Origin of the sequence: Cupriavidus sp. YAF13 (assembly GCF_052113425.1) — a bacterium.
Lineage (GTDB): Bacteria > Pseudomonadota > Gammaproteobacteria > Burkholderiales > Burkholderiaceae > Cupriavidus.
On the sequence record NZ_JBFRDD010000028.1, the window covers coordinates 1 to 25,966 of the forward strand.

Sequence of the window (25,966 nt, forward strand, 5' to 3'; positions counted from 1 at the left end):
GCCGCGGGCGTCCAGCCTGCCGCACCCGCCGCGGCAGCGGCGCCGGCCGCAGCGGCCGCGCCCGCCGACGATCCGGCCGCACGCCTGCAAAAGCTCAAGGACCTGCTCGACAAGAGCCTGATCTCCCAGGCGGAGTTCRACACCGCCAAGGCCGAGATCCTCAAGAAACTGATCGGCTGAGCGCGCCCCTATCCCTTAAGCATGCAAGCAATCAACTGTCCAAGCTGCGGCGCGCCGGCGGCCTTCCGCTCGTCAGCCGCGGTGATGGTGGTGTGCGAGTTTTGCCACAGCACGCTGCTCAAGGACGCCGACACGGTCAAGGACATCGGCAAGATGTCCGCCGTGCTGGAGGACTACACGCCGCTGCAGATCCACACCTCGGGCCAGTGGGACGGGCAGGGCTTCACCCTGGTCGGCCGCATCCAGCTGCGCTACGACTCCGGGCTGTGGAACGAGTGGTACGTGCTGTTCGACGACGGCAGCGACGGCTGGCTGGCGGATGCCTCCGGCCAGTACATGCTGACCCGGCGCGTCACCGCCGAGCAGTCCGCCGCCCAGCTTAACGGCGTGGCGCTGCCGCGCTATGACCAGCTCACGCCCGGCACGCCCCTGTACTTCGACAAGCATCGCTACCTGGCCAGCGACGTGCGCAGCGCGCGCTGCACCGGCGGGCAGGGCGAGCTGCCGTTCACGGTAGGCGCCGGCTGGACCGCGCAGGTTGCGGACTTCCGCGACGAAGGCCGTTTCCTCACACTCGACTACGCCGACGGCGATCCGGCTGCCATCTATACCGGCCAGGCGGTCACGCTCGACCAGCTCAAATGCCAGCTGCTGCGCGAGGCCGACCAGATCGCCGGCACCGCTGACCGCTACCGCGGCAAGGCCGTGCCGCTGGCCTGCCCGGGCTGCGGCGGCCCGATCGCCTACCGCGCGGGCGTGGCCAGCTTCGTGGTCTGCCCGAGTTGCCACAGCGAGATCGACTGCTCCACTTCCACGGCGCTGGTGCTGGAAAAGCAGCGTGAGCTCGATGCGCTCAAGACCAGCCTGGCCCCGGGCGACATCGGCAACATCGACGGCAAGCCGTACACGGTGCTGGGCCTGATGCAGTGCACGGACAATGACGAGGACGAAGCCTCCACCTGGGTCGAGTATCTGCTGTTCAACGAGCAGCGCGGCCTGATGTGGCTGGTGGAGCAGGACAGCGGCTGGGACCGGGTCGAGGTGCTGGACACCTGGCCGCGCATGGTCTCCGGCACGGCCGCAAGCTACCAGGGCCAGACGTTCCAGCAAGGCTACGACTACAAGAGCGAGGTGCTGTACGCGGCCGGCACCTTCAACTGGCGCGTCAAGGTGGGCGACACCACGCGCCTGACCGAATTCGGCAAGCCGGCGCGCCGGCTTACGCGCGAGACCTCCGGCACGGAGATCGTCTGGACTTTGTCCACCACTGTTGCGCGCGCGCAGCTGGCGCAGTGGTTCAAGTCCAGCCCGGGGCTGGCCGAGGCCGCCCGCGCGCCCCAGGCAGCGCGCGCTTCGGCTGCGGGCAATAGCGCCGACCTCGCCTTTTGCCGCAAGAGCGCCAAGGTCTACGCCATCCTCCTCGCCATCCTCAACGTCCCGGTGGCGCTCGTCACCGATCGTGGCTGGTTCACTATCGTCATCGGCTTCCTGCTGCTTTGGGTGCCGATCTGGCTGGTCCAGCGCTGGGCCGGAAAGGATTGAGTCAGCGTGCGCCTGCTTTATCTCGTCTACGGCATCATCGTGCTGTTCGGCACGACCTTCTTCAACATCGGCGAATCCACCGGTTCAGGCTCGTCCGGATACGCGAGCTCGCGTGGCTGGAGCGGCGGTTCCTCCGGCTCCAGCGGCTGGTCCTCCGGCGGCGGCCACAAATGAGCCGGTGGCCATGAACGCGCCAGCCCTGCCTTGCCCGGCCGTGCTCGGCCACCACCTGCTTGCCGACCTGCAAGGCGTGGCGAGCGATCTGCTGGCCGATGCCGCACTGGTCGAGCACGTGCTTTACCAGGCGGCGCAGGCCGCCGGCGCCACCGTGGTCGACGCGCGCTTCCGGCATTTCGGGCCGGGGCTGGGCGTGACCGGGGTGCTGCTGCTCAAGGAATCGCACATCAGCATCCATACCTGGCCCGAGTACGGCTTTGCCGCCGTGGATGTGTTCATGTGCGGCGCCGCCCGCCCCGAACTGGCGGTGGAGGTGATGCGCGCGGCCTTCGTGCCGCGCGCGCTCACGCTGCGCGATCAGGCGCGAGGCCCGGCGCCAGGCTGAGCACGAAGCTGGCAAGGCTTGCCGCGATGGTCTACACTGCCTGGTAACCCCGTAATTACTACAGGGTATTTGGCATGATCAGGAGTGACCTGGAGTCCGCATGCGTATCGGTGAGCTTGCAAAACACAGCAGTTGCGACGTGGAAACCATCCGCTATTACGAGCGCGAAGGTTTGCTCGACGCGCCCCAGCGCGAGGACAACGGCTATCGCCGCTACGGCGACGGCCACCTGCTGCAGCTGAACTTCGTGCGCCACTGCCGCTCCCTCGGCATGAGCCTGTCCGACGTGCGCCGGCTGCGCGATTTCGAGCGCGATCCGACACTGGCGTGCGACGACATCAACAGCCTGCTGGATCGCCAGATCGAGCAGATCCACGCCCAGCGCGTGGCGCTGGAGGCGCTGGAAGGGCAGTTGCGGGCACTTCGCCATACTTGCGACCAGCCCCATCCGGCCAGCGAATGCGGCATCCTGCAGAACCTGCAGCAGGCCGCCGCCGGCGCCGCCTGCGAATGCCATCCGCATCCGCAGAGCCACGCGTAAGGGTTGCGCCCCGGTGCCTGAAAGGTGCCGGCTATGCTACGATCCCTTTACCTGCCGCGCACCAAGCTGGTGAAAAAAGCGGCGGGCCGAGCCCGCGGTGAAGCCGTTGAGTGAGCCATTGCTCTCGCCAGTTTCGCCGTATGACACGCTTTCCCGATTTTCCATTCCAATTGCTGCCGCACCCAATGACGCCTTGCTGCCTGTCGCCGATTGCTGTCGAGCTTGCCCCTATCGGGCAGGCTGGCGCGACCGCGCGCGCAGTCCAGGCGCCGCGCGCACAAGCCAAACAGGCGATTGCCTGCCGCCGGATCAGCGTACCGCTTGATCCCGCCCGGTTCCCAGCCTGACGTTTCCCCCCACGCAGGCATACGCTGAACCGGGCCGAGTCACTCCCTGTTCGTGTTCGCGGTTTTCCCGCCGGTACTGACCGCCGGTAACGGCCCACCTTATTTCATGACCTGGCAACGCCAGGAGCCGATCCCCGACGGATCGCTCCAGCCCGTTCCGGGTCGCCGCATCGCCACTTTGCGAGGATTCATCATGACGGCATCGTCCAAACAACAACCGACCCTTTACCTGACCGAGCTTGACGTGACCCGCCTGGAGCGCATCGCAGGCCGCGCCGGCGCCGCGCCGCTGGCCGAAATGCTCGACAGCATCCTCGAGCGCGCGGCCATCGTGCCGGCCGAGGCGATTCCCAAGGATGTGGTCACCATGAACTCCAGCCTGCTGTGCGCGCTGGAGGGCGAGGCCACGCCGCGCCGCTGGACGCTGGTCTATCCGGATACTGCCGATTTCGAGGAAGGCCGCCTGTCGGTACTGTCGCCGATCGGCCGTGTGCTGTTGGGCGCGCGCGCCGGGCAGACCGTGAGCTACCGCCTGCCGGACGGACGTGAGCAAAGCGTCACCGTGGTGGAGTTGTCTTTCCAGCCCGAAGCCAACGGCCAGTACACCGTCTAAGGCCTGGTCAAAAGCTTATCCAGCACTTTTCGGGCATTTTCAGGCCGACTCAAGGCCGATTCAGGGCACCGGCCCCGGCGCGCGCTAATCAGCGCCGCCCATCCTGCCAAACGCTAGCCCGCTAGCTGGCTGCTCGCCTGCCGACCGGCCTCAGGCCTGGGCTGGCGGGCCATCAGGCATCGCTTCGGCCACCCGCCGCGCCCCCTCGCAAGCCCTCCCGTCACGCCATCGGGCGGCCAATCCGCGCCGTTCGTCCGACGTTCCAGCGTTTCACGACTCGCAACGCACCATTCGTCGCAGTGGTATTTCTCCTTGCCCGCCAAGCCACTAATCTTCAGTCCGTGCCTGCAGCGCAACATAGATTTGCCGGGGCGGCTAGTACAGCAAATTAAAAACAAGAACGACACAATCAGTTGAAGGAGTCCCAAATGAATGCCAAACGCATCCTTGGCAGCGCTCTCGCCGTGCTGATGGTGGCCTCGTCGGCCGCGGCACTGGCAGCCCCCGCCAACAGCAAGGTCGGCAAGTTCGACGTGTACGCCGACGCGTTGCGCGCCGGCAAGTTCGATACGTTCACCGATGGCGCGAAGGCCGGCAAGTTCGATACGTTCACCGACGGCGCCAAGGCCGGCAAGTTCGACACGTTCACCGACGGTGCCAAGGCTGGCAAGTTCGACACGTTCACCGACGGCGCCCGCGGCGCTTTCCGTGGCGAGATCGCAGCCAGCTCGCTGGACAACTCGCGCGGCGGCGACGGCTCGCTGTACGGCTACCGGGTCTGAAACCGACCCCGTGTTGCCTGGCGGCCACTCTGGTGGCCGCCAGGTGACACTTTTGCTCCCCGTTTTATCTCCCACCTGCCCGGCTGACCTCCTCCTCCTTTTCTCTCCCGCCGGGTGGGTGATTTTTACCCGCCGCTCCCCGCACTAGCTGCCTTTCGTTTCTCCTCCGGCAGCCTCGCAAGATCCTCGCCCCGACTACCCCGAACTACCCGAACGCCGCTGGCCGGCACGCGCCTTGTCATTCCCGTTCGCGCCCGGCACGCCTGCGCCCGATCAGGACATAGAGCAGCGGCACCGCCAGCGAGCCGATCACGGTAGCGCCCAGCATGCCGCCCAGCACCCCGGTGCCTACCGCGCGCTGCGCGGCCGCACCCGGGCCGGTGCTGATCGCCAGCGGCACCACGCCCAGGATAAAGGCCAGCGAGGTCATCACCACCGGGCGCAGCCGCTGGCGGGCGGCCTGGCCGGCGGCTTCCAGCAGGTCCATGCCGCCGCGGCGCAACTGCTCGGCGTATTCCACCACCAGGATGGCGTTCTTGGCCGCCAGCCCCATGATCACCACGCCGCCCACCTTGAAGTAGACGTCGTTCGGCATGCCGCGCAGCCAGATCGCCACCAGCGCGCCAACGAGGCCCGCCGGCACGATCAGCAGCACTGCCAGCGGCAAGGTCCAGTTTTCATAGAGCGCCACCAGGCACAAGAAGATGAACAACATCGACAAGGCGAACAGCCACGGCGCCTGCGTGCCGCTTTGCTGCTGCTCGAAGGCGCGTCCGGTCCAGCGCACGTCGTAGGCGCCGCCCAGCTCGCGCACCCTGGCCGTGAGGCGTTCCATGGCAGTGCCGGTGCTGTGTTCCGGCGCCACTTCGGCGTTGATGCGCACCGAGGCAAGCCCGTTGAACCGCTCCAGCGTCGCTTCGCCCTTGCCCCAGGCCAGTTCGGCGAAGGCACCCAGTGACACCATGCCACCGCTGGCATTGCGCACATGCACGCGGGACAACTTGGCCGGGTCCATGCGGTAAGGCGCATCCGCTTGCAGGATCACCCGGCGGATACGGCCTTCGCGCGCCACTTCGTCGATATAGCGCGAGCCCAGCGTGGCCGACAGCGCATGGTGGATGGCCTCCGGCTCCACGCCAAAGCTGCGCGCGCGCTCATAGTCGATGTGCAGGTCCAGCGCCGGCGCCGGCTGGCCAGTGGTGGCGCGCACCTCGCCCAGCGACGGCTCATCCTTGACGGCGGCAAGCAGCTTGTCGCGCGCGGCAAACAGCGCTTCGCGCCCGGAGCCGGCCTGCGCCACCAGCCGCATGTCGAGCCCGCCGGTGCTGCCCAGCTCGGGCAAGGCCGCACCGTTATACGCGTACAGCTGCGCCTGTCCCCGCCCGGGCCACGCTTCCAGCCCGGCCTGGAGCCTGGCCAGCACGGCGTCCGCGCGTTCGTCGGCGCCGCGCTCCGACCAGTCCCGCAGCGCCAGGTACATGCTGGCGCGCTGCTCGCCGTTGCCGGAATTGCTCCAGCCCAGCACCGCGAAGGTCGAGCGCACGGGATACTTGCCTGCTTTCAGCCACGCCTCCAGCGCCGCCACGGTGGCGCGCGTCTGCGCCTGCGTGGCGCCCGCGGGCAGCTCCATATCGATCACCAGTTCGCCGGTGTCCTCCTCCGGCAGGAAGCCGGCGGGGATCTGCCACATCAGCACGCCGCCGGCCACCGCCAGCGCCAGGTAGATGCCCAGCCAGCGCAGGCGGCGCCGCTGCAGTGCCAGTACCCAGCCGGCGTAGCGCGCGGTGAGCGCCGTGAAGCCGCGCTCGAACCAGGCCAGCGGGCCGCGCTGCGGGTGCGGGGCATGGCGCAGCAGGCTGGCGCACATGGCCGGCGCCAGCGATAGCGCAAAGAACAGCGAAAAGGCGATGGAGATCGCCAGCGTGATGGCGAAGTGCCGATAGATCACGCCCACCGCACTGCCCAGGAACGCCATCGGCACGAATACCGCGCACAGCACCAGCGTGACACCTACCAGCGCGCCGGACACTTCGCGCATCGAGCGGGCCGCCGCCTCCATGGCGTCCACGCCATCTTCGCGCATGATCCGCTCGACGTTCTCCACCACCACGATGGCGTCGTCGACCAGGATGCCGATCGCCAGCACCACGCCGAACAGCGTGATCACGTTCAGAGACAGGCCGAACGCGTACAGGCAGGCCACCGTGCCAAGCAGCGAGACCGGCACCACGATCACCGGGATCAGCGTGGCGCGCAGGTTGCCGAGGAACAGGTAGAGGATCAGGAAGACCAGCGCCGTGGCTTCGCCCAGCGTGGTCAGCACGCGCCAGATCGAGCGTTCGACGAACTGCGCATTGTCGGATGAGATCTCGTAGCGCATGCCCGCGGGGAAGCCGCGCGCGGCTTCGTCGAGCGCGGCGCGCACCGCGCGCGAGGTGGCCAGCACGTTGGCGCCGTCTGCCAGCTTGAGGCCGATCGAGGCGGCCACCTGGCCGTCGTGGCGCGAGCTGTAGCGGTAGTCGCTGGCGCCCAGCTCCACCCGGGCCACGTCGCGCAGCCGTACCAGCGAGGCGTCGCCGCCGGCGCGCACGACGATCTGGCCGAAGGCCTCCGGCTCGGCGAGCGGCCGGGGCGGGCGCACCAGTGCCTGGTAGGGCTGGCCCGGCACCGCCGGCGCGCCGCCGAGCTGGCCCGGGGTGACGTCGCCGTTGCGCGCCTTGATGGCCTGCTCGACGTCCGCGGCCGTAAGGCCGTAGGCATTGAGCTTGTCGGGATCGAACCAGATGCGCAGTGCGTACTCGGCCCCGTACGGCTCGGCCTTGCCGATGCCGGGCAGGCGGCGCAGCATCGGCAGCACCGAAGCGGCGGCAAAGTCGCCAAGCGCGGTTTCGTCGAGCTGGCTGTTCTGCGACACCAGCGAGACATACATGAAGGGGCTGCTGCCGGCCTGGTCGACGAAGATGCCGCCGCGGCGCACCGCCTCCGGCAACAGCGGCTCGGCTTGCATGACGCGGTTGCGCACGTTGACCTGCGCCAGCTGCGCATCGGTGCCCTGGCGGAAGCCCAGCGTGATGGTGGCGGCGCCGCCCTCGCTGCTGGCATCCAGGTAGAGCAGCCCGGGAATGCCGTGCATCTGCTGCTCCAGCACGGCGGTCACCGCATCTTCCACGGTGCGCGCCGACGCGCCGGCATAGTCCGCGTAGACGATCACGGTGGGCGGCGCCACCGCCGGATACTGCGCGATGGGAATGCGGGTGAGGGCGATCAGGCCCGCCACCATGGTGAGGATGGCAATAACCCACGCGAACGCGGGCCGGCGAAGAAAAAAGGACGCCATGGCACATTGGATTGTTTGCGCGGGCGCGGCAGCTAGCCGCCGCGCCCGCGCGGTGGAACGGATCCGGCGCGTGGGCACCGCGAGATGCGAGCGGTGAAACGCGCCGGGCAGCGTGGCACAAACGCTGTGGGGGAAGTGTGTCTGGCCGTCGCTCTAGCGGGACGGTCGGGAGAAGCCGCGCAGCAGCGCCGCGAGCAGCACCTGCTGCCGATGCGCCAGCGGCTGCCAGTCCTCGTGGGGCAGGTGCTCGAACGTGATATCGAGCGCGGCCAGCCCGTGCACGGCAGTCCACAGCGCGTTGGCGACATCGCCGGGGTCGTACATTGAATCGATCAGCGCGGTGGCTTGCTGGTCATGCACGCAGGCCATCAGCACCGCGTTCACCGGGTCTTCCGGGAAACGCTCGCCCCAGCGCAGGTCAATCGCGCGCTCGGCGTCGGCCGGCAGGCCCATCATCATCAGCAGGTGATAGCTGTGGCGGTTGGCCAGGGCCCACGCCACATAGGCATCGAGCACGGCCGGCAACGCCAGCGCCGGTGTGCCCGCGGCGGCGCGCGCGTCGGCCAGCGCCGCCGCGAGGCGTACCCAGTCCTGCGCGCACAGCTCGAACAGCAGTGCGGTTTTGTCTTCGAAATGCCGGTAGATGGCGGCCGCGCTATAGCCGCAGCGCTCGCCGACGCGGCGCAGCGTGACGCCGCCAAATCCCGCCTCGGCAAACAATGCGCGGGCAGCATTGAAAAAGGCTTCGCGCACACTTTCGCGCCGCAGTTTGGCACCGCTGGGCCCCGCAGCGGGCGCGTCAGCTACGGCAACCGGCGTGGCGGGCACGTTCACGGGCGGGGCCGACAGGCTGGATTGCGGTGGGCGGGTGGCGGACATGGCCGCGATTATAAACGCCGCTCACTTTGTAAACAACGTTTACATGCCTAATTCAGCACAAAAAAGCCCTACCAGCGAGGAGGGCGCTGCCCCGGGGGGAGAGGGCCGGGCGCTGCGCAGTCAGCCGGATGCGTGGCTCAGAGTTGCTTGGCCGCGAAGGTGTCGCACTTGCGGATGTCGCCGCTGGTCAGGCCCTGGCGCAGCCAGCGCGTACGCTGCTCGCTGGTGCCGTGGGTGAACGCCTCCGGCACGACATAGCCCTGGGCTTGCTTTTGCAGGCGGTCGTCGCCGATGGCGGCGGCGGCCTTGAGGCCTTCTTCGATATCGCCGGGCTCCAGCAGCTGCTGGTTCATGCGCTCCGCGGTGGCAGCCCATACGCCGGCCAGGCAATCGGCCTGCAGTTCCACGCGCACCGACAGCTGGTTGGCCTGCGCCTCGCCCATGCGGCGGCGCGCGGCGTCGACCTTGCCCGACACGCCGAGCAGGTTCTGCACATGATGGCCGATCTCGTGGGCAATCACGTAGGCCTGCGCAAAATCGCCGCCGGCACCAAAGCGCTGGCGCAATTCATCGTAAAAGGCCAGGTCGATATAGACCTTCTGGTCGCCCGGGCAATAGAACGGCCCCATGGCCGACTGGCCCGTGCCGCAGGCGGTAGGCGTGACGTTCGAGAAGATCACCAGCGTGGGCGGCGCATAGCGGCGGTTGAGATCGGTCTCGAAAATATGCGACCAGGTGCGTTCGGTGTTACCGAGCACCTTGCGCACGAAGACCGTCATCTGGTCCTTGGCGGGGGGATGGCTGGGCACATGCTGCTGTTGCGGCGCTTGCTGCTGCGAGCCCTGCAGCACCGAGGCGCCCTGCATGATCACGGAGGGGTCGATGCCAAAGAAATAAGACGCCGCCAGCGCCACCAGGATGGTTCCGATGCCGAGCGTCTTGGGCCCCGCGCCAAAGCCGCCGAAACCGCCGGAGCCTTCACCCCGGCGGTCTTCTACATTCTGGCTTTCGGCTTCGTCGTCGAGACGCATGGTGGCTCCGCATTACTGGTTGATCGCCGCGGCAAAAAGGTGGCCGCAGCGTGTCAATCAGTATAGCAACGGCAATGCCGCCAGCGCATGCGTGCGGTGTATCAGGCGGTAACCGCCGGTGCCGTGCTGGCAGCCGCTTGCCCTTGCGCCTTGCCCGGCTCCGCGCCACCGATTTCGGCCACGCGCAGCAGGTTGGTGGTGCCGCCCTGGCCAAACGGCATGCCTGCCGCGATGGTGATCTGGTCGCCGGGTTCGGCATAGCCCTCCGCCAGCGCCGCGCGGGTTGCCGCATTCACCATCTCGTCCACGCTTTGCACGTCCGGGCTGACGGTGGAATGCACGCCCCACGCAAGCGCCAGCCGCCGCGCGATTTCCAGGTTCGGCGTGATGCTGACGATGGGCGCGCACGGCCGCTCGCGCGCGGCGCGCAGCGCGGTGGAGCCCGACGAGGTGTAGGTCACGGTGGCCACCGCGCCGATGATCTGCGTGACCTCTCGCAGCGCCGCGCAGATCGCATCCTGGCGGGTGGACAGCGGCGCCTCATGCCCCGCGTCCAGCAGGTTGCGGTACAGCGGATCGCGCTCGACCTCGGTGATGATGCGGTTCATGATGGCCACCGCCGGCACCGGGTGGCGGCCGTTGGCCGACTCGGCCGACAGCATCACCGCATCGGCGCCGTCATAGATGGCGCTGGCCACATCCGACGCTTCGGCGCGCGTGGGCACCGGCGAATCGATCATCGATTCCAGCATCTGCGTGGCGATGACGATGGGTTTGCCGTGCTGGCGGCAGATGCGCAAGATGCGCTTCTGCACGCCCGGCACGCGTTCCGGCGGCAGTTCCACGCCCAGGTCGCCGCGCGCCACCATCACCGCGTCGGACACGCGCACGATTTCTTCGAGCTGCTGCAGCGCGGCGGGCTTCTCGATCTTGGACAGCACGCCGGCACGAGTGCCGATGATCTCGCGCGCTTCCACGATGTCGGCCGGGCGCTGCACGAACGACAGCGCGATCCAGTCAGCGCCCAGCGCCAGTGCGAAGTCGAGGTCCTTGCGGTCCTTCTCGGTCAGGGCGGGGATCGGGATCACGGCGTCGGGCACGTTCACGCCCTTGCGGTCGGACAGCGTGCCGTGGTTGACCACGCGCGTGGCAATGCTGCCGCTGGCCACCGCCTCGATCTTCAACTGCACCTTGCCGTCGTCGATCAGCAGCGACTGGCCCGGCGCGGCCACCCGGAACAGCTCCGGATGCGGCAGGTGCACGCGGGTGGCGTCGCCTGGGCTGGGATCGCTGTCGAGCACGAACGCGTCGCCGGCCTTGACCGCCACCTTGCCCGCGGCGAAGGTGYCGATGCGCAGCTTGGGGCCTTGCAGGTCGGCCAGCACGGCGATGGGGCGGCCGGTCTCGGCCTCGACCTGGCGCACGGCATCGTAGCGGCGCTTGTGGTCGTCGTGCGAGCCGTGGCTGAAGTTCAGGCGGAATACATCCGCCCCGGCTTCGAACAACTGGCGGATCACATCGATGTCGGTGCTGGCCGGTCCGAGCGTGGCAACGATCTTGGCTTTGCGCTGGCGTCTCATTTTGTCTCCTCTTCCAATCTCGGGCGGCGCGCCGCGATGGGCGCGCCGTTGTTCAAACACGTGGCATACCCGCTTGCTCGCCTACACAATCAGGATGGCGCGGAAATCATTCACATTGGTACGGGTCGGGCCGGTGACGATCAGGTCGTCCAGGCCGGCGAAGAAGCCGTAGCCGTCGTTGTTGCCAAGGTGCGCGCGCGCGGATAGTCCACGCGCCTCGGCACGGGTCAGCGTATCGGGGGCGAGCAACGCACCGGCGTTGTCTTCGGAACCATCGATGCCGTCGGTGTCGCAGGCAATGGCATGCACGCCCGGCAGGCCGTCCAGCGCGACCGCGAGCGCGAGCAGGAATTCGGCATTGCGCCCGCCGCGGCCGCTGCCGCGCACCGTCACCGTGGTCTCGCCGCCGGACAGGATCACGCAGGGCTTGCTGAACGGCTGGCCATGCTGTGCAACCTGCCGCGCGATGGCGGCATGCACCAGCGCCACATCGCGGGATTCGCCCTCGATGCTGTCGGACAGGATGTGGGCTTCAACGCCCAGCTCGCGCGCGCGCGCCGCCGCGGCTTCCAGCGATTGCTGCGCGGTGGCCAGCGTGACGCTGCGATGGCCGTCGAAGCGCGCATCGCCGGGCTTGGGTGTTTCGCCCGCGCCGCTCTCCAGGTGGGCACGCACATTGGCGGGCACTTCGATGCCGTACTTGGTGATCACCGCCAGCGCGTCGGCGCAGGTGGTGGCGTCGGGCAGGGTCGGGCCGCTGGCGATCAGCGTGGAATCGTCACCGGGAATATCGGAAATCAACAGGGTCTCGACGCGTGCGGGCGCACAGTGCAATGCCAGCCGGCCGCCCTTGAGCGCCGACAGGTGCTTGCGCACGCAGTTCATCTCGCCGATGTTGGCGCCGCTCTTTAGCAGGGCCTTGTTCACGGCTTGCTTGTCGGCAAGCGTGATGCCGTCGGCCGGCGCGGCCAGCAGCGCGGAGCCGCCGCCGGAGATCAGGCACAGCACCAGGTCGTCGGCGGTCAGGTCCTTGACCAGTGCCACCATGCGCTGCGCGGCGCGCTGGCCGGCTTCGTCGGGCACCGGGTGCGCGGCTTCCACCACCTCGATGCGCTGGCACGGCGCGCCATGTCCGTAGCGGGTCACAACCAGTCCGGAAATCTCGCCTTGCCAGTGCGCCTCGACAGCCTGCGCCATGGCGGCGGCGGCCTTGCCGGCACCGATCACCACCGTGCGGCCCTTGGGCGGCGTGGGCAGTTGCGGCGGCAGGCAGTGGCTGGCGCTGACGGCGGCAACCGCGGTATCGAACAGGTCGCGCAGCAGGGCGCGCGGATCGGTGAGGCCGGCAGGGCGCTGGGGCGCCAGCAGGGTAGGGTAGGAATCGGTGGCGAGCATGACGGGATCCGGAAGTGCTGCGTTCCCGGCCGCGAGCGGCCGGGAGTGATGCTGGCCTGCCGAGGCAGGCCATGATGGTGCTGCTGGCTTACTTGGCGCCGCCCTTGGCGATCTCATGGTTGGACATGATCTCGATGGCGCGGCACAGGGCAGAGTGGTCCTGCTTGCCCAGACCGTTGGCGGCGCAGGTGTTGAACAGCTCTTGCGCGGTGGCGGTGTTGGGCAGTGCCACGCCCAGCGCCTTCGCGCCTTGCAGCGCGAGGTTCAGGTCCTTCTGGTGCAGCTCGATGCGGAAGCCCGGATCGAAGGTACGCTTGACCATGCGCTCGCCGTGCACTTCCAGGATGCGCGAAGCCGCGAAGCCGCCCATCAGCGCCTGGCGCACGCGCGCCGGATCGGCGCCCGCCTTGGAGGCGAACAGCAGTGCTTCGGACACGGCCTGGATGTTCAGCGCCACGATGATCTGGTTGGCCACCTTGGTGGTCTGGCCGTCGCCGTTGCCGCCGACCAGCGTCACGTTCTTGCCCAGCAGGTCGAACAGCGGCTTGACCTCGTCGAACGATTCTTGCGGGCCGCCGACCATGATGGTCAGCGATGCGGCCTTCGCGCCCACTTCGCCGCCGGACACCGGTGCATCCAGGTAGGCCGCGCCGAGCTTGTTGACGCGCGCGGCGAAGTCCTTGGTGGCGATCGGCGAGATCGAGCTCATGTCGACCACGATCTTGCCGTGCGCGGCTTCCTTGCCGGCGCCCTTGAGCGCGGCGGCAACGCCCTTCTCGGCGAACAGCACGGCTTCCACGTGCGGAGTGTCCGGCACCATGATCACGATGATGTCCGCGCGCTTGGTCACTTCCTCGGCGCTGGTGCAGACCGTGACGCCGGCATCGACCAGCGCTTGCGGTGCGGGGTTCACGTCATGCACGAACAGCGTGTGGCCGGCCGCGCGCAGGTGGCCCGCCATCGGTGCGCCCATGATGCCCAGGCCGATAAAGCCGACGTTGCGTTGGTTTGCCATGTGATGTCTCCTTGATGGGATGTTGAAATCTGTTTTGGTGATGTTTGGAGCGTTGAACGAAGCCACCGGATGCGCCAGCGCCGCCTGCCATGACGACCGGCTGTTGCCCCCTCTCCCGCAAGCGGGCGAGGGGAGCAAACCAGCGCCGCGCGCTCGCAGCATGAACAGCAATTACTGCACGCCGTGTTCCGCGCGCCAGCCCAGGCCTTCGACGGTGGTCGTGCGCGGCTTGTACTCGCAGCCGACCCAGCCGCCATAGCCGATCTCATCCAGCCACTTGAACAGGAAGTGGTAGTTCAGCTCGCCGGTGCCCGGCTCGTTGCGCCCCGGGTTGTCGGCCAGCTGCACGTGCTTGATCTTCGGCAGCTTGGCTTTGAGCGTGGCGGCGATTTCGCCTTCCATGCGCTGCATGTGATAGATGTCGTACTGCACGTAGAGGTTGGGCGCGTTGACCTGCGCGATCAGGTCCAGCGCCTGCTGCGTGCGCGACAGGAAGAAGCCGGGGATGTCGAACGTGTTGATCGGCTCGACCAGCAGGTCGATCTGCTCGGCGGCGAGCGCACGCGACGCGAAGCGCAGGTTTTCCACCAGCGTTTCCTGTGCCTGATCCTGCTTGACGTTCTGCGGCTGGATGCCGACCAGGCAGTTCAGCTGGCGCACGCCCAACACCTTGGCGTACTTGATTGCCTCGCCCACGCCGTCCTGGAATTCGCTCACGCGGTCCGGGTGGCAGGCAATGCCGCGCTCGCCTGCTTCCCACTTGCCCGCCGGCAGGTTGTGCAGCACCAGGTCGAGCTGGAAGCGGTTGAGCCGGTCGGCGATCTGGTCGGCGTGGAAGGCGTAGGGGAAGAGGAACTCCACGCCGCGGAAGCCCGCGCGCGCGGCGGCTTCAAAGCGGTCGAGAAAGGCCACTTCGTTGAACAGCATGGTCAGGTTGGCGGCAAGTTTTGGCATGGATGTCTCCGGATGACTTGTCTTGTGATTCCGCTCGCGCGGATGCGGTGATTGGGGGGCGCGTCAACGAATACAGCGGGGATGCAGCGCTGCGCGCGGGCTCGTGGCCCGCGCTTGTCAGCCTGCTGTGCTTACGCCGTTTCCACTTCTTCCTTGAGGATGGCTTCCTCGATGTCTTCGATCGGCTCGAACTCGTTGATGTTGTCGATCTCGGTGCCCATCGCGATATTGGTCACGCGCTCCAGGATCACTTCCACCACCACCGGCACCGAGAATTCGGCCATCAGGTCGCGCGCTTCGGCAAAGGCCGGCGCGATGTCTTCCGGCTTGAACACACGGATCGCCTTGCAGCCCAGGCCTTCCACCACCTTCACGTGGTCCACGCCGTACCCGTTGAGCTCGGGCGAGTTGACGTTGTCGAAGGCCAGCTGCACGCAGTAGTCCATCTCGAAATTGCGCTGCGCCTGGCGGATCAGGCCGAGGTAGGAGTTGTTCACCACCAGGTGGATGTACGGCACCTTGAACTGCGCGGCCACGGCCAGTTCTTCGATCATGAACTGGAAGTCGTAGTCGCCAGAGATGGCCACCACGTCCGATTCCGGCGAGGCCACCTTCACGCCGATCGCGGCGGGAATGGTCCAGCCCAGCGGGCCGGCCTGGCCGCAGTTGATCCAGTGGCGCGGCTCGTTGACCGACAGGAACTGCGCGGCGGCGATCTGCGACAGGCCGATGGTGGACACGTAACGCACATCGCGCGGGAAGTACTGGTTCATCTCGCGGTACACACGCTGCGGCTTGACCGGCACGTTGTCGAAATCGCTCTTGCGCTGCATGGTGCGGCGGCGCTTTTGCACGTCCGCCACCCAGCTCTTGCGGCACGGCAGGCGGCCGGCCATCTTCATCTCGCGCGCCACTTCCACGAACTGCTCCAGCGCGGCCTTGGCGTCGGAGACGATGCCAAGGTCCGGGCCAAACACGCGGCCGATCTGGGTAGGCTCGATATCCACGTGCACGAACTTGCGGCCCTTGGTGTAGACCTCGATGCTGCCGGTGTGGCGGTTGGCCCAGCGATTGCCGATGCCAAGCACGAAGTCCGATGCCAGCATCGTGGCGTTGCCGTAGCGGTGCGACGTCTGCAGGCCAACCATGCCGGCTTGCAGCGGGTGGTCGTCGGCCAGCACGCCCCAGCCCATCAGCGTGGGGACCACCGGCACGTTGACCAGCTCGGCGAACTCAACCAGCAGCTCGGCCGCGTCGGCGTTGATCACGCCGCCGCCGCACACGATCAGCGGGCGCTCGGCCGCGTTGAGCATGGCGATGGCCTTCTCGATCTGCGGACGTGAGGCAACCGGCTTGTACGGGGCGAGCGGCTGATAGGTTTCCGGATCGAACTCGATCTCGGCGACCTGCACGTCGAACGGCAGGTCGATCAGCACCGGACCCGGGCGGCCCGAGCGCATCAGGTGGAAGGCTTGCTGGAACACTTGCGGCACCAGCGCCGGCTCGCGCACGGTCACCGCCCACTTGGTCACCGGCTTGGCGATCGATTCGATGTCGACGGCCTGGAAGTCTTCCTTGTACAGGCGCGCACGCGGCGCCTGGCCGGTGATGCAGAGGATGGGGATGGAGTCAGCCCAGGCCGAGTACAGGCCGGTGATCATGTCGGTGCCGGCGGGGCCCGAGGTGCCGATGCACACGCCGATATTACCGGCTTCGGCGCGGGTGTAGCCTTCGGCCATGTGCGAGGCGCCTTCCACGTGGCGCGCCAGGAAATGGTCGATGGTGCCGGCCCGGCGCATGGCCGAGTAGAACGGGTTGATGGCGGCGCCGGGCACGCCGAACGCGGTGGTGATACCTTCTTTTTCCAGCACGGCGATGGCCGCGTCAACTGCTCTCATCTTCGGCATGTCTGTCTCCAATCGTTGATGCGATGTTTGGTGAATGGCTATGGATGGCTGCGAATCACTGTTGGAGCCCATGCTATTCCCGCAAGCGGGTTGGGATAAAGGGAAGGGAGATCAGTTGATTCGATACTCGTGATATCGAATCAGGGTGCCCGAGGCAGAAAACACGGCCGCCCGACGCGGTCTGGCGAGTGTCATCGAACGACGTTGTGTGACGGCAACGATACGTGGGAATTTGCGGGAAAAGGCCGCCCGGCGGCCCCGGCGCGCACCCTGCGCACCGGCTAAATGGCGACAATGTACGGGTATTGCGCCAGTGCCAGTCTCAGTGCCAGGGCATGGCGCAGGAACCACCTATTGCCAACCAGACTGCCATGCTTACCAGGCTCCCTCCCACCCGCGAGCTGCTTGACGCGCTCAAGCGCAAGCCGCCCGCCGCATCCGATACCGCCGGTTCGCCCACGGCCGCCATGAACCTGATGCGGCTGCAACGGGGCCTGCTGGTGCTGTTCTGGGCTTGTTCGGTGGCTGCGCTGCTAGTGGCCGGCGCGGTGCTGTACACCAAGTACCAGATCAAGCAGACGCCAGCGCCATGGCTGGCGCGGCTGGTCTATAGGCTGCTGGGCGGCAGCGTGGCGGGACTGGCGGCGCTGCTGCTCACGCACCTGCCGGCGCTCGCGCGCAGGCTGCGCGATCCGCTCGGGGCATTGGCCGATCAGGTCGACCGGCACGATGAGGCGGAGAGCGCGCTGCTGCGCTCGCTGGCGCGCGTCCCGGCCCAGGCGCTGCGTGCCAAGGCGCGACGGGTGGACGTGCAGTTACGGATGTGGGAGGGCATGGCGAAGACGATCGGATTGCTGATCGCGGTGAGCCCGGCCGCCCTGGTGCTGGTCACGGGCCTGTTCGAGCTGCCGCGCAAAGGCGGCAGCCTGCTGCCGCTGCTGTCGCTCTACGGCCTTGTCTTCGTGTCGGGCGCGGCGCTGGCGGTCTTCCTGCAATTGCAGGTCAGCCGGCCGTTGCGCAGGCTTGCCTACGTGCTGGGCGAAGCGGCGGAGATCAGCGCGCAGTTGGGCAATAAAGCGCCGGCGCCGGCGCGGCGCGCGGCGGCACCGGAAGTGGCCGCCGCCGTACCCATTGCAGCGCCCGCATCCGCAGTCCCATCTCCGGCGCCGGTACCGCCCGAAGTCCTCCAGGCAAGCGCGCCCGGGGATGCAGCCGCCACCTCGCCAGAGGAGGATGCCGCGGCGCACGCGGACCACGCAGCAGCGGGGCCGCCCACGCTGCCTCCGCTGCCTCAGCTCGCCAGGTAAGTCTGGGCCAGCCGGACCCAGCAAGCCGCGCCCAGCGGCAGCACCTGGTCGTTGAAGTCGTAGCCCGGGTTGTGCACCATGCAGCCGCCAAACTCGCCTTCGCCGTTGCCGAGGATCAGGTAGCAGCCCGGCACCTCGTTCAGCATCCACGCAAAGTCCTCGCTGCCGTTCAGGCCCTTGGGGGCTTGCGTCACGACTTTGTCCGTGCCGACCAGTTCGGCGCAAACCTGCTGCGCCAGCGTTGTTTCGGCCACCGTGTTGACCATCGGCGGCGTGAGCTGGCGATAGTCGATGTGCGCTTCCACGCCGTGCGCCTGCGCGGTCAGGCTGACAATCTCGCGAATGCGCTGCTCCACCAGCGCGCGCGTCTCCGGGCGCGCCGCGCGCACGTTCAGGCCCAGCGTGACCGATTCCGGAATCACGTTGTGCGTGGCGCCGCCACGGATAAAGCCCACCGATAGCACGGCCGTATCGTCCGGCGCCACATTGCGCGCCACCACCGTCTGCAGCGCGGTGACGATGGCTGCCGACGCCGCGATCGGGTCGCGCGCGCGGTGCGGCATGGCGCCATGCCCGCCCACGCCCTTGATGGTCACGTCGGCCACGTCGGACGACAGGCTCACCGGGCCGGGCAGCACGCGGAAGGTGCCGGCGGGCACGCCTGGCATATTGTGCAAGGCGAACACGGCATCGCACGGGAAACGCGCGAACAGGCCATCCTCGATCATCGCGCGCGCGCCGCAGAGGTTCTCCTCGTCGGGCTGGAAGATCAGGTTGAGGGTGCCATCGAAATCGCGGCTATCCGCCAGCGCCTTGGCGGCGGCCAGCAGGATGGCAGTGTGGCCGTCGTGGCCGCACGCGTGCATCTTGCCCGGGATCTTGCTGGCATACGGCAGGCCCGTGGCCTCGACGACCGGCAACGCATCCATGTCGGCGCGAATGCCCAGGCGGCGCTTGCCGTTGCCCAGCTTCAACTGCCCCACCACGCCGCTCTTGCCGATGCCCGTGTGCACCTCGTAGCCCCAGCTCTCCAGCAAGGTGGCCACCAGCTTGCTGGTGGCGCCAACCTCGAAGCCGAGTTCAGGCTGGGCGTGGATCTGGCGGCGGATGCCGATAAAGGTCTCGGCATCGATCTGGATCGCCGGCAGCAGGTGCGGCAGCAACTGGAAGGGCGTCAGTGTCGGTTCGCGGGTCATGTATTTATCCTTTGCTGCAAATTGGCCAGCCTGGCCGGGGAGAGGAGGGAAGCGCTCAATGCGCTTGGGCGTTTTCGCGGATGGTCAGCACCGTGAGGATGGTCACCGCGCCACAGGCCATCATGTAGAAGGCAGGTGCCATCGGGTTGCCGGTCTTGGCCAGCATCCAGGTGACGATGAACTGGCAGGAGCCGCCGAACACCGTCACGCCAACCGCATAGATCACCGACAGGCCGCTGGCGCGCACACGGGCCGGCAGGAGTTCCATCATCATCAGCAGCATCGGCGTGGAACCCAGGTAGACGCTGGCGGTCAGCAGCGCGGACAGCGACAGCACCAGCGGCACGCTCGGGTAATGGGTCATCAGCCAGAACGCGGGATAGAGGCACACCAGCGTAAAGGCCATCGAGCCCAGCACCAGCGGCTTGCGTCGCGGCAGGCGGTCGGCTAGCGTGCCGGCCACCAGCGACATCACCAGGCACACCACACCCGTCACGCAGCCCGACAGCAGCGACAGCGACGGCGGCAGATGCAGTTCGCGGATCATGTAGGTGGGCATGAAGTACACCACCAGATAGGTGGCGACCGTGCCGCCGATGATGGTCAGGATGCCCTTGACCACAGTGCCGCCATGCTCGCGGAACAGCGTGCCGAGCGGGCTGGGCGCGTGCGCCTCGGCCGTGTGCGTCTCGTCCAGGTGAGCGCGGATATACAGCCCCACGGGCGCAATCAGCAGGCCCAGCACGAAGGGCATGCGCCAGCCCCAGCTCTCCAGCGAAGCCTGTGGCAGCACGCCATAAAGAATGGCGGCCGTGAGCGCGCCCAGCGTCGCCGCGATGCCCTGGCTGCCGAGTTGCCAGCTGACGCGAAAGCCGCGCCCCTTGACGCCGCCGGACTCCATCAGCATGGCGGTGGAAGCGCCAATCTCGCCGCCCAGCGAAAAGCCCTGCAGCAGGCGTCCGGCCACGATCATCACCGGCCCGAACCACCCAGCGAACGCGTAGGTCGGTGCGAACGCCAGGCACATCGTGCCAACCACCATCAGCCCGATGGTCAGCGTCATCGCCGCCTTGCGGCCACGGCGGTCCGCGTAGTTGCCGATCACGAAGCCGCCCAGCGGCCGCATCACGAAGCCGATGCCGAAGGTCGCCACCGCCAGCAGCAGCGAGCCGTATGCGCTATCGGACGGAAAGAACAGCTTGCCGATCAGCAGCGCGAAGAAGCTGTAGACGGTGAAGTCGTACATCTCCAGCGCATTGCCGATCGAGCATGCGGCGATCAGGCGGGACTGGCTCTGGCGCGCCGGGCTTGCGGGCGTGGCCTGGGAAGGGGCCAGCGAGGGCGCCGCAGGCAGGGTGGCATCGTTCATGTCGGATCTCCACGAACTGGTTGAGGGGGCGGGGGCCGTGGAGGCCGGCGGTTGCCGGGCATCCATCGCGGGAATGTGGGGACTCCCTGGCGATGAAGTATTGAGGCAAACACGGCAAGCCAAAAATCATATATTTTCATCCTGATAACCAAATGGCATCGCCGTCATAACCACCGTCGCGCCGCTATCGGTACAAGTACCGAGAAGCCTTGTGCCATGGGCATTCGCGGCGCAGCACCGGGTACGCGCCGTAGTGCCGCCAACGGCGCTCGGCGCACGGCTGCGGGGCGGCGCGCACCGTTGTGGGGCGCCAGGGAAAACACAAAAGGAGGAAGAGCCAAGATGAAGCTGCAGCAACTACGCATCCTGCTGGCAGTGGCCCAGCACGGCAGCATCCACGAAGCCTCGCGCAGTCTCCATGTGTCGCAGCCGGCGCTGTCCAAAGCCATCGCCGAACTGGAACGCGAACTCGGCGTCACCCTGATGTCGCGCTCCGTGCGCGGCGTCAGCCTGACCGCCTACGGCGTGGCGCTGGTCAAGCGCGCCAGCCTGGTGGAGCAGGAACTGCGGCATGCGCTGGAAGACATCGAAGCCATCCGCGGCCACGCCGACGCGCAGCTCAACATCGGCTTCACCGCCGTGGCCTCCAGCGGCCCGCTGCCCGACGCCATGGCCGCGTTCCGCAAGGGCTTTCCCAACGTCGCGCTGCGCGGCTCCGAGCTGCGCCCGCAACAGATCCTCGAAGGCCTGCGCGAAGGCCGGCTCGACCTCGGCCTGATCTCCACCAACAGCGGCCCCGGCACCGGCGCCTTCCAGTGGGAACCGCTGTTTTCCACCGGAATGTCGCTGGCCGTGCGCGCCGGCCATCCCCTGCGGCGGGTACGTCGGCTGCGGCCGCTGCTCGACGCCGACTGGCTCGTCCTCGACCCGCTCGACGACCCCGGCAGCCCGCTCGCCAGCGTGATGCGGCTGCACCGCCTCGACATGCCCAAGCGCGTGGTGCAGAGCGCCTCCAACCTGCTCGGCCTGCAGCTGGCCACGCGCACCGACCTGATCAGCATGTGGTCCGACTTCGTCTTCGACGGCACCGGCCCGCTGCGGCTCGATCCTTCGACATTGGTTCGCCTGCCGATCAGCGACGAACTACCCGAGTTCCGCGTGTTCCTCGTCTACCGCTCGGAAGACCTGATGACCCACGCCTGCGCCGAATTCAGCAAGGAGGTACGGCGCTGCGCGCAAACGATGCCGCGAGGGCGGCCCGCGGTGCGTGCGGGCAGGTGAGCGCAGTGATGCATTGCCCGAGCGCCCGAGCGCTTGATCGGATACGAATGGCCGATGCGGAGCCCAAGTCCGGGCCTCCCGCCTCATGCCTCATGCCTTATGCCTCATACCCCCACCCAAATCGCCCCCATAGCCCCCAGCACATGCCCGCCGCCGTCAAATGCGCCACAATGATGCCCAGGAGACACACAGCATGGACAAGCTAAAACAGATCGAAGCCTTTATCGCCGTCATCGAACACGGCAGCATGGCCGCCGCCGCGCTCACGCAGGGGGTGACGCCGGTGATGATCGGGCGCCGCATCAATGCGCTGGAAGCGCGCATCGGCGTGAAGCTGCTGCACCGCTCAACGCGGCGCATCGTGGTGACGGAGCAGGGCGCGGCGTTCATGGAGCAGTGCAAGAAGGCCCTGGCGGACCTGGACCGGGCCGAGATGCTGATCGCCGAGGGCAAGCACAAGGCGACCGGCCACCTGATCGTGTCGGCCCCGGCGGCGTTCGGGCGCAAGCATGTGGCGCCGCATGCGCCAGCGTTCCTGGCGGCGAACCCCGAGGTGCAGATTTCCTTCAACCTGACCGACCGCGTGGTGGACCTCGTGCGCGAGGGCTATGACGTGGGCATCCGCATCGGCGGGGCCATCGATCCGAACTTTGTCGCGATCAAGCTCGCGACCAACAAGCGCGTGGTGTGCGGCACGCCGGCTTACTTCGCGCGCCACGGCGTGCCGCAGACGCTGGACGACCTGGCGCAGCACAACTGCCTGGCGTTCAACCTGCAGGGCGGCCAGCAGCGCGGCTGGTATTTCCAGCAGGACGGCAAGACGGTGACGGTGCGCGTCAATGGCAACCTGGATTGCAACGACGGCGAGCTGCTGCATCGCTGGACGGGCGAGAGCCTGGGGCTGGGCTGGCGCTCCACCTGGGAAATCCTGCCGCAGCTGGAGAGCGGCGAGCTGATCACGGTGCTGGATGAGTACGCGCTGCCCGATTACGACATCCTTGCGGTGTACCCGCAGCAGCGGCCGGTGCCGGCAAAGATCCGTTTTTTTATCGAGCACCTGAAGGCGGCGTTCGCGGTGCCGGGCTACTGGACCGGGCGGCAAGGACGATGATGGCGGCGTGGCTCGCGGACGCGGTCGTCCTTTTTCACCTCGCCTTTATTGTCTTCGTCATGCTGGGCGGTTTGCTGGTGCTGCGCTGGCCGCGCATGGCCTGGCTGCATCTGCCGGCAGCGGCCTGGGGCGTGGTGGTGGAGTGGAGCGGATGGATCTGCCCGCTCACGCCGCTGGAAAATGCGCTGCGCCAGCGCGCGGGGCAGCAAGCCTATGGCGGGGATTTCGTGCAGCACTACGTGCTGGCGCTGATCTATCCCGAGGGCCTCACGCGCGAGATCCAGATGGTGCTTGGCGCCGTGGTGCTGGCGCTGAACCTGGCGGTCTACGTAGCGCTCTATCGCCGGATGCGGCGCCAGCGAACGCGTCAGCACGCCTGAGCGCGCAAATCGCAAATCGCAGATTGCAGATTGCAGATCGCTGAACACCGCAGCCGGCGCCACGCAGCACTACGACGCCGGCTTGAACACCGCTGCCCGCTTTTCCATATTGGCGATCACCGCTTCGCGCTGGTTGGCGCCGCCGATCAGCCGGTCCTGCTCGACCGATTCGGCCAGCAGGATGGCGGCGCCGTCGCCGTCCTCGCTCACCTGCATCAAGCGCTTGGCGGCGCGAATTGCGTCCGGGCTGCGGTTGGCGATGTCGCGCGCGGTGGCTAGCGCGGCGGCGCGCGGGTCGTCCACCACGGTGGTGGCCAGGCCCAGCGCGCAGGCTTCTTCGCCGGTGACGATGCGGCCGCTGTAGATCAGCTCGCGCAGGCGGTCGGGGCGCACCAGGCCGCGCATCAGCAGCATGCCGGCCATGTCGGGCACCAGCCCCCACTTGATCTCCATCACCGACATGCGCGTGTCCGCGGTGACATAGCGCAGGTCCGCGCCGAGCGCGACCTGCAAGCCGCCGCCGAACGCCACGCCGTGCACCGCGGCGATCACCGGCACCGGCAATTCGCGCCACACCATGCAGGCGAACTGCGGGCGGTTGGAGATGCCATGGCTGCGCGCCGCGAGGCGGTCCGCGGCGATGGCGTCGCCCTGGCCATCGCCCAGCCCGGCCATGCTCTGCATATCGAGCCCGGCGCAAAACGCGCGGCCTGCGCCCGACAGCACAACGGCGCGCAAGTCCGGTTCGCGCGCGAGGCGCTGGCCGGTCTCGATCAGCGCGTCGAACATGGCGGGGTCGAGCGCGTTCATCTTGTCGGGCCGGTTGAGCCTGACCTCGGCCACGCCGTCTTCAATGGTCAGGATGATGCGTTCGCTGCTGGTGCTCATATGGCATTGCTCCTTGCTGGAATTGGGGCCTGCGCCGTGGGTAGGACATAATCCTTGAATTGTTCGCGCAGCTTCACCTTGAGCAGCTTGCCCGTGGCGGTGTGGGGCAGCGAGTCGACAAAGGCGACGTCGTCGGGCACCCACCATCTGGCGACGCGCGCAGCGAGAAACTCGAGCAGTTCGGCGGCGCTCACGTCCTTGCCCGCGCGGCGCACCACCACCAGCAGCGGGCGCTCTTGCCACTTGGGATGTGGCACGCCCACGACGGCGGCTTCGGCCACGGCGGGATGGCCCATGGTGGCATTCTCCAGGTCGATGGAAGAAATCCACTCGCCGCCGGACTTGATCACATCCTTGGCGCGATCCACCAGCTGCACATAGCCGTCGGCATCGATATTGGCGACGTCGCCGGTGTCGAACCAGCCGTCGGCGTCGAGCGCGTCGTGCTCTGCCTTGAAGTACGCCGAGGCGATCCACGGCCCGCGCACCTTGAGCCGGCCAAAGGCCTGGCCGTCGTGCGGCAACGCGTTGCCCTGGTCGTCCTCGATGCGCAGGTCCACGCCCCACAGCGCGCGGCCTTGCTTGAGCTTGACCTTCAATTGCTCCTGCGTGCCCAGCGCTTGATGCTTGGGCAAAAGCGTGCTGATCACGCCGATCGGGCTGGTCTCCGTCATGCCCCAGCCCTGGACGAAGCGCGCGCCGAACTGCTGCTCGAAGCGCTCGATCATCGCCGCCGGCGCGGCGGAGCCGCCCACGCCGGCCAGCTTCAGCCCGAGCGAGCGCGGATCGATCTCGGGATGCGCATCCAGGTATTGGAACAGCATCAGCCACACCGTGGGCACGGCGGTGGAAAAGGTCACGCGTTCGTCGCGCAGCATGCGGTAGACGTTTTCGCCGTCCAGGTGCTGGGCCGGCAGCACCATCTTGGCGCCCGTCATGGCGCATGCGTAGGGCATGCCCCAGGCGTTGGCGTGGAACAGCGGCACGACCAGCAGGATGGCGCTGTCCACGCTCACGCCAAAGGTGTCGAACGCACAGGCCTTGAGGCTGTGCAGCATGGTGGAGCGATGCGAATACAGCACGCCTTTAGGGTTGCCGGTGGTGCCCGATGTGTAGCAAAGCGACGACGCGGTGCGCTCGTCGAACTGCGGCCAGGCGTAGTCCTCGCTGCCGGCCTCGACCAGGTCTTCATAGCACAGCAGACTGGGCAGCTTGCCGGCGAGGCCGAGCGCATCGGTGCCGGCGCGATCGGTCATTGCCACGTAGTGCCTGACGCTGGACAGGCGCGGCGCGAGCTGCGCCACCAGCGGCGCGAAGCAGGGATCGAAGAAGAGCACGCGGTCTTCCGCATGATTGATGATGTAGTCGATCTGCTCGGGAAACAGGCGCGGATTGACGGTATGCAGCACCACACCCGCGCCCGACACGCCAAAGTACAGCTCCAGGTGCCGGTGTGTGTTCCACGCCAGCGTGCCGACGCGGTCGCCTTGCTTTACGTCAAGTCCGCCGGGTCCGACGAGTGCGCTGGCGACCCGCTTTGCGCGGCGGTGCACCTCCGCGTAGTTGGAGCGCACCGTGCCGCCATCGATCGTGCGCGACACGATCTCCTGCAGCGGGTGGTACTGCGCGGCATACTCGATCAGTGAGGAAATCAGCAACGGACGGTCTTGCATGAGGCCTAGCATGATGCGCGTCTCCTGGTTTCGAATTGGTGGTGCGGTGCGTGGTCAGCGGTGGTTGCCGGTGGTTGCCGGTGGTTGCCGGTGGTT

General features: G+C 67.6%; 23 protein-coding genes. 11 read left to right on the top strand and 12 right to left on the bottom strand.

Going from position 1 to position 25,966, the window contains the following annotated elements; translation table 11 throughout:
• From AB4061_RS21675 to AB4061_RS21705, 7 genes are all read left to right on the top strand, one after another.
• On the top strand, positions 1-180 hold a 180-nt coding region (locus AB4061_RS21675), incomplete at its 5' end, for an SHOCT domain-containing protein (RefSeq protein ID WP_441637381.1).
• A 21-nt stretch (positions 181-201) separates the two neighbouring features.
• Complete coding sequence (locus AB4061_RS21680) at positions 202-1,722, top strand: DUF4178 domain-containing protein (protein WP_441637383.1); 1,521 nt, start codon at positions 202-204, stop codon at positions 1,720-1,722.
• A 6-nt stretch (positions 1,723-1,728) separates the two neighbouring features.
• On the top strand, positions 1,729-1,896 hold the full coding sequence (locus tag AB4061_RS21685; protein ID WP_158001334.1) for a hypothetical protein: 168 nt from the start codon (positions 1,729-1,731) through the stop codon (positions 1,894-1,896).
• Positions 1,897-1,906: 10 nt separating this feature from the next.
• The gene (gene speD / locus AB4061_RS21690) at positions 1,907-2,284 is read left to right on the top strand and encodes an adenosylmethionine decarboxylase (RefSeq protein ID WP_441637385.1); all 378 of its coding nucleotides are present in this window, start codon (positions 1,907-1,909) and stop codon (positions 2,282-2,284) included.
• Positions 2,285-2,384: 100 nt separating this feature from the next.
• Positions 2,385-2,825 carry a Cd(II)/Pb(II)-responsive transcriptional regulator gene (locus tag AB4061_RS21695; protein ID WP_174425810.1) on the top strand — a complete coding sequence of 147 codons (441 nt, stop codon included), beginning with the start codon at positions 2,385-2,387 and terminating at the stop codon, positions 2,823-2,825.
• A 540-nt stretch (positions 2,826-3,365) separates the two neighbouring features.
• Positions 3,366-3,785 (top strand): nucleoside diphosphate kinase regulator, encoded by a 420-nt coding sequence (gene rnk, locus AB4061_RS21700; RefSeq protein ID WP_043350617.1) that lies wholly within the window; start codon positions 3,366-3,368, stop codon positions 3,783-3,785.
• 428 nt (positions 3,786-4,213) lie between these two features.
• Positions 4,214-4,567: a hypothetical protein gene (locus AB4061_RS21705; RefSeq protein WP_174425811.1), complete on the top strand. Its 354-nt coding sequence runs from the start codon at positions 4,214-4,216 to the stop codon at positions 4,565-4,567.
• Between the two features lie 238 nt (positions 4,568-4,805).
• On the opposite strand, the gene AB4061_RS21710 is transcribed toward AB4061_RS21705, so the two are convergent.
• The 8 genes from AB4061_RS21710 to gcl all read right to left on the bottom strand — a co-directional run bounded on the left by AB4061_RS21710 (position 4,806) and on the right by gcl (position 16,665).
• The gene (locus tag AB4061_RS21710) at positions 4,806-7,904 is read right to left on the bottom strand and encodes an efflux RND transporter permease subunit (protein ID WP_441637388.1); all 3,099 of its coding nucleotides are present in this window, start codon (positions 7,902-7,904) and stop codon (positions 4,806-4,808) included.
• Positions 7,905-8,057: 153 nt separating this feature from the next.
• Positions 8,058-8,783 (bottom strand): TetR/AcrR family transcriptional regulator, encoded by a 726-nt coding sequence (locus AB4061_RS21715; RefSeq protein WP_441637390.1) that lies wholly within the window; start codon positions 8,781-8,783, stop codon positions 8,058-8,060.
• 137 nt (positions 8,784-8,920) lie between these two features.
• The gene (gene ypfJ / locus AB4061_RS21720; RefSeq protein WP_441637392.1) at positions 8,921-9,814 is read right to left on the bottom strand and encodes a KPN_02809 family neutral zinc metallopeptidase; all 894 of its coding nucleotides are present in this window, start codon (positions 9,812-9,814) and stop codon (positions 8,921-8,923) included.
• 101 nt (positions 9,815-9,915) lie between these two features.
• Entirely contained in the window at positions 9,916-11,394 is a 1,479-nt protein-coding gene (gene pyk / locus AB4061_RS21725) for a pyruvate kinase (protein ID WP_441637394.1), read from the bottom strand.
• An 81-nt stretch (positions 11,395-11,475) separates the two neighbouring features.
• On the bottom strand, positions 11,476-12,789 hold the full coding sequence (locus AB4061_RS21730; protein WP_441637396.1) for a glycerate kinase type-2 family protein: 1,314 nt from the start codon (positions 12,787-12,789) through the stop codon (positions 11,476-11,478).
• An 88-nt stretch (positions 12,790-12,877) separates the two neighbouring features.
• Positions 12,878-13,804: a 2-hydroxy-3-oxopropionate reductase gene (gene glxR / locus AB4061_RS21735; protein WP_441637398.1), complete on the bottom strand. Its 927-nt coding sequence runs from the start codon at positions 13,802-13,804 to the stop codon at positions 12,878-12,880.
• A 171-nt stretch (positions 13,805-13,975) separates the two neighbouring features.
• Complete coding sequence (gene hyi, locus AB4061_RS21740) at positions 13,976-14,758, bottom strand: hydroxypyruvate isomerase (protein WP_441637399.1); 783 nt, start codon at positions 14,756-14,758, stop codon at positions 13,976-13,978.
• A 131-nt stretch (positions 14,759-14,889) separates the two neighbouring features.
• A complete protein-coding gene (gene gcl / locus AB4061_RS21745; RefSeq protein WP_441637401.1) occupies positions 14,890-16,665 on the bottom strand; it encodes a glyoxylate carboligase in 1,776 nt (591 codons plus the stop codon).
• A 371-nt stretch (positions 16,666-17,036) separates the two neighbouring features.
• Between gcl and AB4061_RS21750 the strand changes: the two genes are divergently transcribed.
• Complete coding sequence (locus AB4061_RS21750) at positions 17,037-17,972, top strand: hypothetical protein (RefSeq protein WP_441637402.1); 936 nt, start codon at positions 17,037-17,039, stop codon at positions 17,970-17,972.
• On the opposite strand, the gene AB4061_RS21755 is transcribed toward AB4061_RS21750, so the two are convergent.
• Positions 17,957-19,168, bottom strand: coding sequence for a M20 aminoacylase family protein (locus AB4061_RS21755; protein ID WP_441637404.1), 1,212 nt, complete (start codon positions 19,166-19,168; stop codon positions 17,957-17,959). The two genes, AB4061_RS21750 and AB4061_RS21755, sit on opposite strands and share 16 nt — an antisense overlap.
• Before the next feature lie 55 nt (positions 19,169-19,223).
• Complete coding sequence (locus AB4061_RS21760) at positions 19,224-20,537, bottom strand: MFS transporter (RefSeq protein ID WP_441637406.1); 1,314 nt, start codon at positions 20,535-20,537, stop codon at positions 19,224-19,226.
• Positions 20,538-20,879: 342 nt separating this feature from the next.
• Here AB4061_RS21760 and AB4061_RS21765 point away from each other — a divergent pair, with 342 nt between their 5' ends.
• The 3 genes from AB4061_RS21765 (at position 20,880) to AB4061_RS21775 (ending at position 23,309) form a co-directional block, all read left to right on the top strand.
• Complete coding sequence (locus AB4061_RS21765) at positions 20,880-21,818, top strand: LysR family transcriptional regulator (protein WP_441637408.1); 939 nt, start codon at positions 20,880-20,882, stop codon at positions 21,816-21,818.
• A 193-nt stretch (positions 21,819-22,011) separates the two neighbouring features.
• Positions 22,012-22,929 carry a LysR family transcriptional regulator gene (locus AB4061_RS21770; protein ID WP_441637410.1) on the top strand — a complete coding sequence of 306 codons (918 nt, stop codon included), beginning with the start codon at positions 22,012-22,014 and terminating at the stop codon, positions 22,927-22,929.
• A complete protein-coding gene (locus AB4061_RS21775; RefSeq protein ID WP_441637412.1) occupies positions 22,926-23,309 on the top strand; it encodes a DUF2784 domain-containing protein in 384 nt (127 codons plus the stop codon). Before AB4061_RS21770 ends, AB4061_RS21775 begins: the two co-directional genes overlap by 4 nt.
• 69 nt (positions 23,310-23,378) lie before the next feature.
• On the opposite strand, the gene AB4061_RS21780 is transcribed toward AB4061_RS21775, so the two are convergent.
• Both AB4061_RS21780 and AB4061_RS21785 read right to left on the bottom strand, forming a co-directional pair.
• A complete protein-coding gene (locus AB4061_RS21780; RefSeq protein ID WP_441637414.1) occupies positions 23,379-24,197 on the bottom strand; it encodes a crotonase/enoyl-CoA hydratase family protein in 819 nt (272 codons plus the stop codon).
• Complete coding sequence (locus tag AB4061_RS21785) at positions 24,194-25,882, bottom strand: long-chain-fatty-acid--CoA ligase (RefSeq protein ID WP_441637416.1); 1,689 nt, start codon at positions 25,880-25,882, stop codon at positions 24,194-24,196. The genes AB4061_RS21780 and AB4061_RS21785 overlap by 4 nt, the downstream gene beginning before the upstream one ends.
• Between the last annotated feature and the right edge of the window lie 84 nt (positions 25,883-25,966).